At 67.5% G+C, this 13,844-nt stretch carries 13 protein-coding genes; 10 read left to right on the forward strand and 3 right to left on the reverse strand.

The window, feature by feature from the left end; translation table 11 throughout:
• The first annotated feature begins 39 nt into the window (after nt 1–39).
• The 3 genes from ACEN9N_RS06860 to ACEN9N_RS06870 all read left to right on the forward strand — a co-directional run bounded on the left by ACEN9N_RS06860 (nt 40) and on the right by ACEN9N_RS06870 (nt 2,890).
• Nucleotides 40–780 (forward strand): CoA transferase subunit A, encoded by a 741-nt coding sequence (locus ACEN9N_RS06860; RefSeq protein WP_495656357.1) that lies wholly within the window; start codon nt 40–42, stop codon nt 778–780.
• 1 nt (nt 781) lies between these two features.
• On the forward strand, nt 782–1,420 hold the full coding sequence (locus tag ACEN9N_RS06865; protein WP_007834518.1) for a 3-oxoacid CoA-transferase subunit B: 639 nt from the start codon (nt 782–784) through the stop codon (nt 1,418–1,420).
• A gap of 75 nt (nt 1,421–1,495) precedes the next feature.
• Nucleotides 1,496–2,890, forward strand: coding sequence for a CoA transferase (locus tag ACEN9N_RS06870; RefSeq protein ID WP_495655716.1), 1,395 nt, complete (start codon nt 1,496–1,498; stop codon nt 2,888–2,890).
• A gap of 32 nt (nt 2,891–2,922) precedes the next feature.
• Here the strand turns inward: ACEN9N_RS06870 and ACEN9N_RS06875 are convergent, their stop codons facing one another.
• A complete protein-coding gene (locus ACEN9N_RS06875; protein ID WP_007834520.1) occupies nt 2,923–3,411 on the reverse strand; it encodes an Lrp/AsnC family transcriptional regulator in 489 nt (162 codons plus the stop codon).
• Nucleotides 3,412–3,606: 195 nt separating this feature from the next.
• Here ACEN9N_RS06875 and ACEN9N_RS06880 point away from each other — a divergent pair, with 195 nt between their 5' ends.
• Genes ACEN9N_RS06880 through ACEN9N_RS06890 form a run of 3 tightly spaced genes read left to right on the forward strand, consistent with a single transcriptional unit; the run spans nt 3,607 to nt 6,648 of the window.
• Nucleotides 3,607–4,806, forward strand: a complete 1,200-nt coding sequence (locus ACEN9N_RS06880; protein WP_193386559.1) for an amino acid aminotransferase — start codon at nt 3,607–3,609, stop codon at nt 4,804–4,806.
• A gap of 20 nt (nt 4,807–4,826) precedes the next feature.
• A complete protein-coding gene (locus ACEN9N_RS06885) occupies nt 4,827–5,219 on the forward strand; it encodes a RidA family protein (protein WP_007834522.1) in 393 nt (130 codons plus the stop codon).
• Between the two features lie 25 nt (nt 5,220–5,244).
• Nucleotides 5,245–6,648, forward strand: a complete 1,404-nt coding sequence (locus ACEN9N_RS06890) for an amino acid permease (RefSeq protein ID WP_495655717.1) — start codon at nt 5,245–5,247, stop codon at nt 6,646–6,648.
• Here ACEN9N_RS06890 and ACEN9N_RS06895 read toward each other — a convergent pair.
• Entirely contained in the window at nt 6,645–7,811 is a 1,167-nt protein-coding gene (locus ACEN9N_RS06895; protein WP_495655718.1) for a pyridoxal phosphate-dependent aminotransferase, read from the reverse strand. The two genes, ACEN9N_RS06890 and ACEN9N_RS06895, sit on opposite strands and share 4 nt — an antisense overlap.
• Before the next feature lie 30 nt (nt 7,812–7,841).
• A complete protein-coding gene (locus ACEN9N_RS06900) occupies nt 7,842–8,795 on the reverse strand; it encodes a LysR family transcriptional regulator (RefSeq protein WP_007834527.1) in 954 nt (317 codons plus the stop codon).
• Nucleotides 8,796–8,973: 178 nt separating this feature from the next.
• Here ACEN9N_RS06900 and ACEN9N_RS06905 point away from each other — a divergent pair, with 178 nt between their 5' ends.
• Genes ACEN9N_RS06905 through mmsB form a run of 4 tightly spaced genes read left to right on the forward strand, consistent with a single transcriptional unit; the run spans nt 8,974 to nt 13,750 of the window.
• Nucleotides 8,974–10,497, forward strand: coding sequence for a CoA-acylating methylmalonate-semialdehyde dehydrogenase (locus ACEN9N_RS06905; RefSeq protein WP_007834530.1), 1,524 nt, complete (start codon nt 8,974–8,976; stop codon nt 10,495–10,497).
• 12 nt (nt 10,498–10,509) lie between these two features.
• A complete protein-coding gene (locus ACEN9N_RS06910) occupies nt 10,510–11,664 on the forward strand; it encodes an acyl-CoA dehydrogenase family protein (RefSeq protein WP_007834531.1) in 1,155 nt (384 codons plus the stop codon).
• A gap of 29 nt (nt 11,665–11,693) precedes the next feature.
• Nucleotides 11,694–12,809 (forward strand): enoyl-CoA hydratase/isomerase family protein, encoded by a 1,116-nt coding sequence (locus ACEN9N_RS06915; protein ID WP_413333266.1) that lies wholly within the window; start codon nt 11,694–11,696, stop codon nt 12,807–12,809.
• A 44-nt stretch (nt 12,810–12,853) separates the two neighbouring features.
• On the forward strand, nt 12,854–13,750 hold the full coding sequence (gene mmsB / locus ACEN9N_RS06920) for a 3-hydroxyisobutyrate dehydrogenase (RefSeq protein WP_495655719.1): 897 nt from the start codon (nt 12,854–12,856) through the stop codon (nt 13,748–13,750).
• The last annotated feature ends 94 nt before the right edge of the window (nt 13,751–13,844 follow it).

Here is a 13,844-nt window from a genome sequence, read left to right on the forward strand (position 1 = left end):
GCGGACGCGGCACTCAAGGGGGTCGTCGCCGACGGGCAGATGCTCGCGGTCGGCGGCTTCGGCCTGTGCGGCATTCCCGAAGCGCTGATCGACGCGCTGAAGGACTCCGGCGTGCAGAACCTCACCGTCGTGTCGAACAACGCGGGCGTCGACGGCTTCGGCCTCGGCAAGCTGCTGGAGACGCGCCAGATCAAGAAAATGATTGCGTCCTACGTCGGCGAGAACAAGGAGTTCGAGCGCCAGTACCTCGCGGGCGAACTGGCCCTCGAATTCACGCCCCAGGGCACGCTGGCCGAGAAGCTGCGCGCCGGCGGCGCGGGCATCCCGGCCTTCTTCACCAAGACCGGCGTGGGCACGCAGGTGGCCGAGGGCAAGGAGCTGCGCGAGTTCGACGGCGAAACCTACGTGATGGAACGCTCGCTGGTGCCCGACGTGGCGCTGGTGAAGGCCCACGTGGCCGACAAGTCGGGCAACCTGCGCTTTCGCCTCACGGCGCGCAACTTCAACCCGGCCGCCGCCATGGCCGGCAAGATCTGCATCGTCGAGGTCGAGAAGATCGTCGAGGTGGGCGAACTGGCCCCCGACGACATCCACCTGCCGGGCATCTACGTGCACCGCATCGTGCTCAACGCCAAGCCCGAGAAGCGCATCGAGAAGCGCACCGTGAGCGCCTCGGTCGATGCCGTCGCCGCCAAGGTCGAGGCCCAGACCGCCATCGCCCAGGCCGCTGCAGGCAGTGAAGTGCCAGCCAAGGTCGTCAACAAGAAAGAAGGAGCCTGAGATGCCCTGGACCCAAGACCAGATGGCGGCCCGCGCCGCGCAAGAACTCGAAGACGGCTTCTACGTCAACCTCGGCATCGGCATTCCGACGCTGGTGGCCAACCACACCGGCACCAAGGAAGTGTGGCTGCAGAGCGAGAACGGCATGCTCGGCATCGGCCCGTTCCCGACCGAAGACAACGTCGACGCCGACCTCATCAACGCCGGCAAGCAGACCGTCACCACGCTGCCCGGCTCGGCCATCTTCGGCAGCCATGACAGCTTCGCGATGATCCGCGGCGGCAAGATCAACCTGTCGATCCTCGGTGCCATGCAGGTGAGCGTGAAGGGCGACCTCGCCAACTGGATGATCCCCGGCAAGATGGTCAAGGGCATGGGCGGCGCGATGGACCTCGTGGCCGGCGTGAAGCGCGTGATCGTGCTGATGGAGCATGTGGCCAAGAAGAAGGACGGCACCGAGGACCTGAAGATCCTCGAACAGTGCACGCTTCCGCTGACCGGTGTGGCCGTGGTCGACCGCATCATCACCGACCTGGCCGTGATGGACGTGGTGCCCGAAGGCCTGAAGGTCGTCGAGCTGGCGCCGGGCGTGAGCTTCGATACGCTGCAGGCCAAGACGGGTGCGAAGCTGATCCAGTAACAAGGCTGCGAACGCAACGACGACAAAGGGCAGGGCCGCGCAAGCGGGCCCTGCCTTTTTTCCTGGAGAGACGGAATGAATGCAAGCGAAGTTCTGGGCGACATCTGGCAGCAGGCGGGCCTGCCCGCCGAAGCCTTGGTGTTCGCGCGATTGACGGGCGCCGACCCAGTGCTGCCGTCGTCCTTCGCGGTCGGCACAGCGGCGCAGAGCACCATCGCGGCGGCCGCGCTCGCGGCCTGCGAACTGGGGCACAGGCGCGGCACGGCGCGGCAGCAGGCCGGCGTCGACATGCAGCATGCGGCACTCGACTGCACCGGCTGGTTCAGCCTCGACGGCCGCGTGCCCGACCCGTGGGACGCCTTCTCGGGGCTGTACCGCTGCGCGGACGGCTGGGTGCGCGTGCATGCGAACTTCGCGCACCACCGAGACGGTGCATTGCGCTTGATGAAGCTGGGCCCGGCCACCGCCACCCGCGCCGACGCCGAGGCTGCGATGGCCGGCTGGCGCGCGCTCGATTTCGAAGAGGCGGCCTCGGCACTGGGGCTGGTGGCGACCGCGCTGCGGCGCTTTGACGAGTGGGATGCGACTCCGCAAGGGCAGGCCATCGCGGCCCAACCGCTCTTCACGCTTGAGCGCATCGGCGATGCGCCACCACTCGCACTGCCGCCGCTGCGCGAAGACCAGCGTCCGCTGAGCGGCCTGCGTGTGCTCGACCTCACGCGCATCCTCGCGGGACCGGTCGGCGGCCGCGCGCTCGCGGCCTATGGCGCCGACGTGATGCTGGTCAATTCGCCGCAACTGCCGAACATCGAAGCCATTGCCGACACCAGCCGCGGCAAGCTCTCGGCGCACGTGGACCTGCGCACCGACGAAGGTCGCGCCGTGCTGCACGGCCTCGTCGCCGACGCACACGTCTTCGTGCAGGGCTACCGTCCCGGCGGCATCAAGGCGCTGGGCTTCGGCCCCGAGGCGCTGGCGCGCGAGCGGCCGGGCATCGTCTGCGTCTCGCTCACGGCCTATGGCACGCAGGGGCCGTGGGCTGACCGGCGCGGCTTCGATTCGCTGGTGCAGACTGCCATGGGCTTCAACCATGCCGAGGGCGAGGCTGCAGGCGACGGCAGGCCGCGCCCGCTGCCCATGCAGATCCTCGACGAGGCCACCGGCTACCTGATCGCCTTCGGCGCCGCTGCGGCGCTCTGGCGCCAGCAGCGGGAAGGCGGCAGCTGGCATGTGCAGGTGTCGCTGGCGCAGACGGGGCAGTGGCTGCGCGGGCTGGGGCGCGTGCCGAATGGGCTGTCGATCGCGAGGCCCGATATCAAGCCGTACGTCGAGACCTCGGCTTCCGGCTTTGGTGAGCTCGCGGCGTTGCGCCACAGTGCGCAGCTGCCGCGAACGCCTGCGGCATGGCCGCGGCCGTCGATGCCGCCGGGCAGCGATGCGCCGGTGTGGCCGGCCGTCACGACCGGGTAGGCGCCGCGCATCGCTGGGCGAGGGGCGCGCGTCTACTCCCCGGCCTGCGCTGGGGCGGGGATCGGCAGCCCCTCGAAGCCCTTGAATTCCTGGAGCGAGAAGCTCGTGCGCACCTGCCGCACGCCGGGCAGCCGATGCAGCCGGGTCTGCAGCAGCGTGGAGTAGTGGTCCAGGTCGCGTGCCACGACCACCAGCATGAAATCCTCGGGCCCGGAGATGCCGTGGAACATCACCACCTCGGGAATGGCCTGGACTGCCTCCTCGAACTCGGTGGAGCGGGCGTCGTTCTGGTGGTCGATGCCAATCATCACGAACGCCATGACCCCATACCCCAGCGCGCGACGGCTGAGCCGGGCCTGGTAGCCGGCGATCAGCCCGCTTTCTTCCATGCGTTTGATGCGGCGCCAGCAGGGCGATTGCGACAGCTGCGTCATCTGTGCGAGCTCGCCCGTGGTGAGCCGTGCGTTGTCTTGCAGCGCCTTCAACAGCTTCCGGTCGGTCAAATCGAGGTCGGTTTGCATAATTATTTCTTCAAATTGAAAAATGAGAATAAACATACCTCAAATTGATATATGTAGGGTTCAACACTACGTTATTTGTCGATTCGATGCATAGCATTGCGTGAAATTCAGAAGCAAGACCGGTCCCGGTTGCGCTTTTCCTGCCCCCCTCCAGAAGCTCCAGCCTCCACGACCATGTCCATGTCACCGCCCCCCCTGTTCGCCCACGTTCCGTCCTATGCCGGCGACCCCATCCTGTCCTTGATGGAAGACTTCCAGAAAGATCCGCGGACGAACAAGGTCAGCCTCAGCATCGGCATCTACTTCGACGGCGCGGGCCGGCTGCCCGTCATGGAAGCCGTGCGCAAGGCCGAGACCGCATTGCTCGACGGCATCGGCCCGCGTCCGTACCTGCCGATCGAAGGCGTGGCGGACTACCGCCAGGCCGTGCAGCGCCTGCTCTTCGGTGCCGGGCACGAGGCCGTGGCCAGCGGCCGCATCGCCACGCTGCAGACCCTCGGCGGCTCGGGCGGGCTCAAGGTGGGCGCCGATTTCCTGCGCCGCTACTTCCCCGAGTCCCAGGTCTGGGTCAGCGACCCCACCTGGGAGAACCATCGCGCGCTGTTCGAAGGCGCGGGCCTGGCCGTCAACACCTACCCCTACTACGACCCGGCCACCGGAGGCCTGTGCTTCGACGAGATGCTGGCCAGGCTCGCGACCCTGCCGCGCCACGGCATCGTGCTGCTGCACGCGAGCTGTCACAACCCGACCGGCGTCGACCTCTCGCCGGCCCAGTGGCAGGCGCTGATTCCGGTGCTGCGCGACCGCGGCCTGATCCCGTTCGTCGACATCGCCTACCAGGGCTTCGGCGACGGGTTGGACGAAGACGCCTTCGCGCTGCGCGCGCTCGCCGACGCGGGTCTGCAATTCTTCGTGGCCAATTCCTTCTCCAAGAACTTCTCGCTGTACGGCGAACGCTGCGGCGGCCTCAGCGTGGTGTGCGCCGACAGCGCCACGGCGCAGACGGTGCTCGGACAGCTGAAAGCCACGGTGCGCGCCAACTACTCGACGCCGCCCACCCATGGGGCGCGCATCGTCGCCACGGTGCTGCGCAGCGCCGAGCTGTTCGCGCTGTGGACGCAGGAAACCGCGCAGATGCGCCAGCGCATCCGCGCCATGCGCGAGCGCCTGCACGCCGCGCTGGACGAAAGATTCCAGGGCCGGCGCAACTTCGACTACCTGCTCACGCAGCGCGGCATGTTCAGCTACACGGGCTTGAACGAAGCGCAGGTGACCCGCCTGCGCGACGAGCACGCGGTGTACCTGGTCCGCTCGGGCCGGATGTGCATCTCGGGCCTGACCGACGGCAACGTCGATCACGTGGCGGCGTCCATGGCCGCCGTGCTGGGCCGATGACACAGCCGGCGAGGAATGCCATGAAAGAGATCATCGACGTCGGCCTGCCCGCGCTGAGCCAGCCGTTTTCCTGGGCCGTGAAATCGGCCGGCCTGCTGTTCACCGCGCACGGCCCCGTGCGCTCCGACGGCAGCATCGACACCGGCGCCGTCGACGATCAGGCTCGCCTGACCTTCGCCAACCTGCGCCGCGCGCTCCATGCTGCCGGCGGCACGCTGCACGACGTGACCCAGGTGCTGATCTACATGACCGACGTGCAGGACATGAAGGCCATCGATGCGGTGTATCGCGAGTTCTTCGAGGCGCCTTACCCCAACCGGTCGAGCATGGGCGTCAACGGCCTCGTGGTGCCCGGCATGAAGCTCGAGATCGTGGCCTACGCCGTGATCCCCGAGCCTCCTGCATCCGCATGACTTTCCAAAATACGAGGAGATGACGATGTCCAGCAGCTTTCAGGAAATATCGAACAGGGAAAAGGGCCTGCAGAAGGAGCTTTCCGCAGGCCAGATGGCGATGATCGCGATCGGCGGAGCCATCGGCACCGGCCTGTTCCTCGGCAGCGGCTTCGCCATCGGCCTGGCCGGCCCCAGCGTGCTCGTGAGCTACGCGATCGGCGGCCTCATCGCGCTGCTGCTGATGGGCTGCCTCGCCGAGATGACAGTGGCGCATCCCACCTCGGGCTCGTTCGGCGCCTACGCCGAGCACTACATCGGCCCGTGGGCCGGCTTCATCGTGCGCTACGTCTATTGGGCCTGCGTGGTGCTGGCAGTGGGCACCGAGGTCACGGCCATCGGCGTGTACATGGCGTACTGGTTTCCCGGCTCGCCGCAGTGGCTCTGGGTGGTGCTGTTCTCGGCACTGCTGATCATGGTCAACGCCATGAGCGTGAAGGCCTTCGGCTTCGTCGAGTACTGGTTCTCGATGGTCAAGATCGTGGCCATCGTGCTGTTCATCCTGATCGGCGCCTACGTGGTGTTCGGCTCGCGCCCCGCGGGCATCGGCCTGGACAACTACGCCGTGCAGGGAGGCTTCTTTCCCAAGGGCGTGTGGGGCACCTGGGTGGCGGTCGTGGTCGCCATCTTCAGCTACATGAGCGTCGAGACCATCGCCGTCGCCGCCGGCGAAGCCAAGGACCCGGAGCGCGCGGTGACCGGTGCCTTCCGCGCCACCATGCTGCGCCTGGCGGTGTTCTACCTCGCATCGATCGCGTTGATGCTGGCCATCGTGCCGTGGAACGCCACCAACGCCGACAAGAGCCCGTTCGTGAAGGTGATGGAAATCATCGGAATTCCCGGCGCCGCCGCGGTGATCAACTTCGTGGTGCTGATCGCCGCGCTGTCGGCCATGAACAGCCTGCTCTACATCGCCACGCGCATGATGTTCAGCCTGTCGCGCGCCGGTCATGCGCCCAAGCGCTTCGGCCGCATCCGCGGCAACGGCGTGCCGGTCGACGCGCTGGCGATCTCCTGTGCCGGCATTGCCATCGCCACCGCGCTGAGCGTCGTCGCGCCAGAGCAGTCGTTCGCGCTGATGATGGCCATCGCCATGTTCGGCGGCCTGTTCACCTGGTTCATGATCTTCACGACCCACTGGTTCTTTCGCCGCCGCTGGGTGAAGGAAGGGCGCCCCGGCCCAGGCTTCCGCATGTGGGGCTTTCCGTGGCTCACGCTGCTGGGCGCGGGGCTGGTGCTGGCGATCCTGGTCACCACATACTTCACGCCGATGTTCAGGTTGACGCTGCTGGTGGGCCTTCCGTTCCTGGCCGTCCTGGTGGTGGTGTACCTGGCCTGGTACCGCCCGCTTTCCGGCGGTGCGGCGCTGCCGGCCCGGGCACGCCGCTAGGCGTCCAGCGCGGCGCGCACCTTCTCGCCCAGTCCGCGCAGCCGTTCGACCGGCTCGTTGGAAAACACGAAGCGCAGGTACTGCGCGCCATGCGTCTCGCCCCAGTCCTTCATCGCGGTGGCGCACACGCGATGCTTCAGCAGGCGCTCCGACAGCGTCTGCCCGTCGATGCCGAAGTCGCTCGCACGCAGCAGCAATGACCAGCCGCCCGCGGGCACGCCGACCGGCAGTCCCCTGAGTTCATCGAGCACCGTGTCGCGCCGCCGCTCCAGTTCACCCACATACGGCGCGAGCGTGTGCGCCGATTGCGCCAGCGCCGTGGCCACCGCGTCCTGCGCAATCCCCACGGGCACCACCACGTTCGCGAGCGACACGGCCACGAGGTCCGGCATGTAGCTCTCGGGTGCCACGGTCCAGCCCACGCGCCAGCCGATCATGCGCAGCTCCTTGGCCGATGAACCCACCGTGATCGTGCGTTCGGCCATGCCGGGCAGGCCCGCGGGGTGGATGACCTCGCGGCCGTCGTACAGCAGGCGTTCCATGGCGGTGTCGAGGATCAGCGTCAGGTCGTGCCGCACGCACAGTGCGGCGATGGTGCGCCAGTCGTCCGCGTCGAAGTACCCGCCCGTCGGCATCGACGGCGACATCAGCAGCATCACGCGCACGCGGGGGCCGATGGCCGTTTGCAGCGCGGCGCGGTCCAGCTTCCATTCGCCGCCGGGGTTGAATGCAAAGGGCAGGTACTTCGGCGTGCCGCCGGCGAGCCGGATGCGGTTGAGCAGGCCGGCGTAGGTCGGATCGGTGACCAGCACTTCGTCGCCCACCTCGACGGTTGCGAGCAGCGCGTTGAGGATGCCCGAGAGCCCGCCGGCCGAGATCACGCAGTTGCCTGCGTCGTAGGCAACGCCCGAGAGCGCGGACACATGCCGCGCCGCGATCTCGCGCAACCGGGACTGGCCGACGAACGGGAGGTAGCTGTTGTCGGCGTCTTCCGAGGCGGCACGCACGGTGCGCGCGATGGCATCGGGGTCGGGCGGGATGTCGACGTCGAGGTTCTCCAGCCGCAGGAACGGTGGGCCGTCCGCGTCGTCGGCGATCGCGCCCATGCGGTCGACGCCGATGCCTGCGATGTGTTCCAGGCGGGCGGGGCGGTGGCGTGGCATGGGGCGAATCTCCGTGTCGGGGTTGGCTTGCTACGGGGCCGGCCTGCGCGAACGGGCCGGCCGCTGCTGCGACGCGCCATTCTCATCGCCGGGCGGGGCCGGGAGCAACAGCGCCTGCCGGGCCTGCGCCGTCTCGCGCAGGAAGCTCCACACCGCCTGCATGCGCGCCAGGTGCTTGGTTTCCTCCGGCATCGACATCCAGAAGGTGCGCGTGAAGTTCGCCTGCCCCGGCAGCACGGGCCGCAGCGCGCTGTCGTTCTCGGCGATGAAGGCCGGCAGCACCGCGATGCCCGCGCCCGCCGCCACCGCACTGTGCTGCGCGAGCACGCTGGTGCTGCGCAGCGCGAAGCTGTCGGGGCGGTGCAGTTCGTCCAGGTACTGCAGCTCCTTGCTGAACAGCAGGTCGTCTACGTAGCTGATGAAGGTGTGGCCGCGCAGGTCTTCACGCGTCCTGATGGGCTTGTGCGCTGCCAGGTACTTCTTCGACGCATAGAGCCGCAGCGTGTAGTCGGTGAGCTTGGTGACGACCACCGGTCCGCGCGCCGGCCGTTCGAGCGAGATCACGATGTCGGCTTCGCGCCGCGACAGGTGCACGAGCCGCGGCATCGCGAGCAGGTCGATGGTGAGCTTCGGATGCTGCAGCGCGAACAGCGCGAGCTGCGGAGCGAGCACCACGGTGCCGAAGCCCTCGGTGGCGCCGATGCGCACCAGCCCCGACAGGCCCTCCTGCGAGGCCGGCGCGGTGCTCTCCACGGCCTGGAAGGCGCTCTCCATCGCCTCGACTTGCGGCTGCAGCCGCCGGCCGGCCTCGGTAAGGCGGTGGCCGCCCGCTTCGCGCGAGAACAGCGGGGCGCCGACTTCCTTCTCCAGCGCCTGGATGCGGCGCGCCACCGTGGTGTGGTCGACCTCGAGGCGGCGCGCGGCGCTCATCAGCGTGCCGGAGCGGGCGAGTTCGAGGAAGTAGCGCAGGTTGTCCCAGTCCATGTGTGTTCGGGTTCTCGATGGAGGTTTGCATCCTCTGCGCCTTGTTCCGCATTCTGCATTTATGCAAAACCAAGGTGCAGATTTGTCTATTGTCATGGCAAATATGCAAAGCTAGGATGCACGCTGTACCGGCCCCCGACCGGCATCGCCTTCCCGAGATTTACAGGAGACAAACCCCATGGACGCCACCACCACCCCCTCGACGCAAGTCGCCACCGTCAAGCTGCTGATCGGCGGCAAGCTCGTCGAGTCGAAGACCACCGAATGGCGCGATGTCGTCAACCCGGCCACGCAGCAGGTGCTGGCCCGTGTGCCCTTCGCCACGCAAGCCGAGCTCGACGCTGCCGTGGCCTCCGCCAAGGAGGCCTTCAAGACCTGGCGCAAGACCCCCATCGGCGCGCGCGCCCGCATCTTCCTGAAGTACCAGCAGCTCATCCGCGAGAACATGAGCGAGCTGGCTGCCATCCTCACGGCCGAGCAGGGCAAGACGCTGCCCGACGCCGAAGGCGACGTGTTCCGCGGGCTCGAAGTAGTGGAGCACGCATCGAACATCGGCAACCTGCAGCTGGGCGAGCTGGCCAACAACGTGGCCAACGGCGTCGACACCTACACGCTGCTGCAGCCGCTGGGCGTGTGCGCCGGCATCACGCCATTCAACTTCCCGGCCATGATCCCGCTGTGGATGTTCCCGATGGCCATCGTCACCGGCAACACCTTCGTGCTGAAGCCTTCCGAGCAGGACCCGATGGTCACCATGCGCCTGTGCGAACTGGCACTCGAAGCCGGCATTCCGCCCGGCGTGCTCAACGTGGTGCATGGCGGCGAAGCGGTGGTCAACGGCATCTGCGACCACAAGGACATCAAGGCGATCAGCTTCGTCGGCTCGACCAAGGTCGGCACGCACGTCTACAACCGCGCCACGCTGGCCGGCAAGCGCGCCCAATGCATGATGGGTGCGAAGAACCACGCCATCGTGATGCCCGACGCGAACAAGGAGCAGACGCTCAACGCACTGGCCGGCGCCAGCTTCGGTGCAGCCGGCCAGCGCTGCATGGCCGTGTCGGTCGCGGTGCTGGTGGGCGAGGCACGCAACTGGGTGCCCGAACTCATCGAGAAGGCCAGGACGCTGAAGATCGGTGCGGGCACCGAGAAGGGCGTGGACGTGGGGCCGCTGGTGTCCTGCGCTGCCTACGACCGCGTGAACGGTCTCATCGAACGCGGCGAGGCCGATGGTGCCAAGCTCGTGCTCGACGGCCGCAAGCCCACGGTGCCCGGCTACGAGAAGGGCAACTTCGTCGGCCCGACGATCTTCACCGGCGTGAAGCCCGGCATGTCGATCTATGACCAGGAAGTGTTCGGCCCGGTGCTGTGCATCGCCGACGCCGAGACCATCGACGAAGCCATCGAGCTGATCAACAGCAACCCGAACGGCAACGGCACGGCGATCTTCACGCAGTCGGGCGCGGCCGCCCGCCGGTTCCAGGAAGACATCGACGTGGGCCAGGTCGGCATCAATGTGCCGATTCCGGTGCCGGTCCCGATGTTCTCGTTCACCGGCTCGCGGGCCTCGAAGCTCGGCGACCTGGGGCCGTACGGCAAGCAGGTCATCATGTTCTACACGCAGACCAAGACGGTGACGGCGCGCTGGTTCGACGACAGCACCGTCTCGCACGGCGTCAACACCACGATCAGCCTCAAGTAAGAAGTCCGCCGGATGGACTTCGAACTTTCCGAAGAGCAGCGCGCTTTCGCGCAAAGCGCGCGCGACTTTGCGCAGGCCGAGTTCGCGCCCCATGCGGCGCAGTGGGACGCGGAGGCCGTCTTCCCGAAGGAGGCCATCGCCAAGGCCGGCGAACTGGGCTTCTGCGGACTCTATGCGCCCGAGCGCATCGGCGGCCTCGGACTGCCGCGGCTCGATGCGGCGCTGGTGTTCGAGGAGATGGCCGCGGTCGACCCCTCGACCACGGCCTTCATCACGATCCACAACATGGCGACGTGGATGCTCGGCACCTGGGCCACCGATGCCGTGGCGCAGCAGTGGGGCGAAGAACTCACGAGCGGGCGCAAGCTCGCGTCGTACTGCCTGACGGAGCCGGGCGCGGGCTCCGATGCGGGTTCGCTGAAGACGCGCGCCGAGCTGCGGGGCGCCGAGTACGTCATCAACGGCGGCAAGGCCTTCATCTCGGGCGCGGGCTCGACCGACGTGCTGGTGCTGATGGCGCGCACGGGCGGCGCGGGCGCCAGCGGTATCTCGGCCTTCGCGGTGCCGGCCGACGCGCCCGGCGTCAGCTACGGCAAGAAGGAGCACAAGATGGGCTGGAACAGCCAGCCCACGCGAAGCATCAACTTCGACAACGTGCGCGTTCCCGCGCAGAACCTGCTGGGCAAGGAGGGCGAGGGCTTTCGCATTGCCATGAAGGGGCTCGACGGCGGGCGCATCAACATCGCGACCTGCTCGGTGGGCGCGGCGCAGGGGGCGCTCGACGCGGCCCGCCGCTACCTGCACGAGCGCCAGCAGTTCGGCAAGCCGCTCGCGAGCTTCCAGGCGCTGCAGTTCAAGCTGGCCGATATGGCGACCGAACTGGTGGCAGCGCGGCAGATGGTGCGGCTGGCGGCATCGAAGCTCGACGCCGGGCATGCCGACGCCAGCACCTATTGTGCGATGGCCAAGCGCTTTGCGACCGATGCGGGCTTCAACGTCTGCAACGACGCGCTGCAGCTGCATGGCGGCTATGGCTACCTGAGCGAATTTCCGCTGGAGCGGCTGGTGCGCGATGCGCGCGTGCACCAGATCCTCGAAGGCACCAACGAGATCATGCGTGTGATCGTTGCGCGAAAATTGCTGGAGGGCGACAGCGATATCCGCTGAAGTTTTCGCATCCAGAACCTCTCAAGACAATGACCGACTCCGTAGTTCTCTTCGACGAAATCAAGACCGCCGGCGGCCAGCGCTTCGGCGTTGCCACCCTCAACGCGCCGGCTTCGCTCAATGCGCTCTCCGTGGACATGGTTCGCCTGCTCACGCCCAAGCTGCGCGAATGGGCGAAGGACGCAGGCATCGTCGGCGTCCTGCTGCAGGCCGCGGGCGAGAAAGCCTTCTGCGCCGGCGGCGATTTGCGCCAGCTCTACCAGACGCTGCTCGACTGCGGCCCCGAGCGCAACACCTACGCCGAAGACTTCTTCCGCGAAGAGTACGAACTGGACCACCTGATCCACACCTTCCCCAAGCCCTTCCTGTGCTGGGGTCACGGCATCGTGATGGGCGGCGGCGTGGGCTTGCTGGCTGGCGCCTCGCACCGCGTGATGACGCTGCAAAGCCGCATCGCCATGCCCGAGATCAACATCGGCCTGTACCCCGACGTGGGCGGCAGCTGGTTCCTGCGCCGCACGCCGGGCCGCACGGGCCTGTTCCTCGCACTCACTGCCGCGAACATCAACGCGGCAGACACCATCTTCTGCGGGCTGGCCGACGTGCTGGTGCCGCAGGAGCGCAAGGGCGAGGTGCTGGAAGCCGTCGCTTCGACGAAATGGGCCGGCGAGAACAAGGCCGACCGCGCCACGCTGTCGCGCATCCTCGCCAAGGCGGGCGAGGGCACCGAGATGCCGCCATCGAAGGTGCGCGAGCAATACGACACCATCAACGCGCTGATGGCGGGCGACGACCTGCTCGACATCGCAAGGCGTTTGCGCGATCTGCAGAGCGATGACACATGGCTGCAGACCGCAGCCAAGACCTTCGCCAAAGGCGCACCCAGCTCGGCCGCGCTGAGCTTCGAGCTGTGGCAGCGAGTTCTGCGCATGTCGCTGGCCGAGGTGTTCCGTCTCGAATACTGGGCCTCGCTCGGCTTCTGCGCGCACAAGGACTTCGCCGAAGGCATCCGCGCGGTGCTGGTCGACAAGGACCGCAATCCGCGCTGGAGCCCCGCGACGCTCGAAGAGATCACGCCAGCATTCATCGAAGATCATCTGCGCCCGCGCGGCGAGATGCCGGTCGAGCTGGCGTCGCTGGTCTGATCCACACGCATAGATTCCTGCACAGAACAACGGAGACAAGACATATGAAGATCGCATTCATCGGCCTCGGCAACATGGGCGGCCCGATGGCCATGAACCTGCTCAAGGCAGGCCATACGCTCAGCGCCTTCGACCTCTCGGCCGAGGCCTGCAAGAAATTCGGCGTCGAAGGCCTGCCCATTGCCAAATCGGCGGCCGAGACGGTGGCCGATGCCGAGGTGGTCATCAGCATGCTGCCGGCCAGCGCGCACGTCGAGGGGCTGTTCCTCGGCAGTGGCGGCAAACCCGGCCTGCTCGACAGCATCCGCGCCGGCACATTGGTGATCGACAGCAGCACCATCGCCGCAGCCACCTCGCGCAAGGTGGCCGAAGCCGCTGCCGCCAAGGGCGTTGCGATGATCGACGCGCCCGTATCGGGCGGCACCGGCGGTGCGATTGCCGGCACGCTGACCTTCATGGTCGGCGGCGAGACGGGTGACCTGGAGCGCGCGCGCCCGGTGCTCGAAAAGATGGGCGCCAACATCTTCCACGCCGGCGCGGCCGGCGCGGGGCAGACCGCGAAGATCTGCAACAACATGCTGCTGGGCATCCTGATGATCGGCACCTCGGAGGCGCTGGCGCTGGGTGTGGCCAACGGGCTCGACCCCAAGGTGCTGTCGGAGATCATGCGCCGCAGCTCGGGCGGCAACTGGGCGCTGGAAAAGTACAACCCGATGCCGGGCGTGATGGAAACGTCGCCCGCCTCGAAGAACTACGCGGGAGGGTTCGGCACCGACCTGATGCTCAAGGATCTGGGCCTGGCGCAAGAGAACGCGACCGCCGTGCGCGCAGCCACGCCCCTGGGTGGGCTGGCGCGCAGCCTGTATGCTGCACACAGCCTCGCCGGCCACGGCGCGCTCGATTTCTCGAGCGTGCTGAAGCTGGTGCAGAAGGCTTCCTGAAGCGGGCTCTGTGATCAGCCGTAGTGGGAGTGCAGGGCCCACAACAGGCCGATCACCACCACGAAGAGCACCGCGAAAAGCGCCCAGGCACGCA

Source organism: Variovorax sp. Varisp46, from assembly GCF_059491885.1.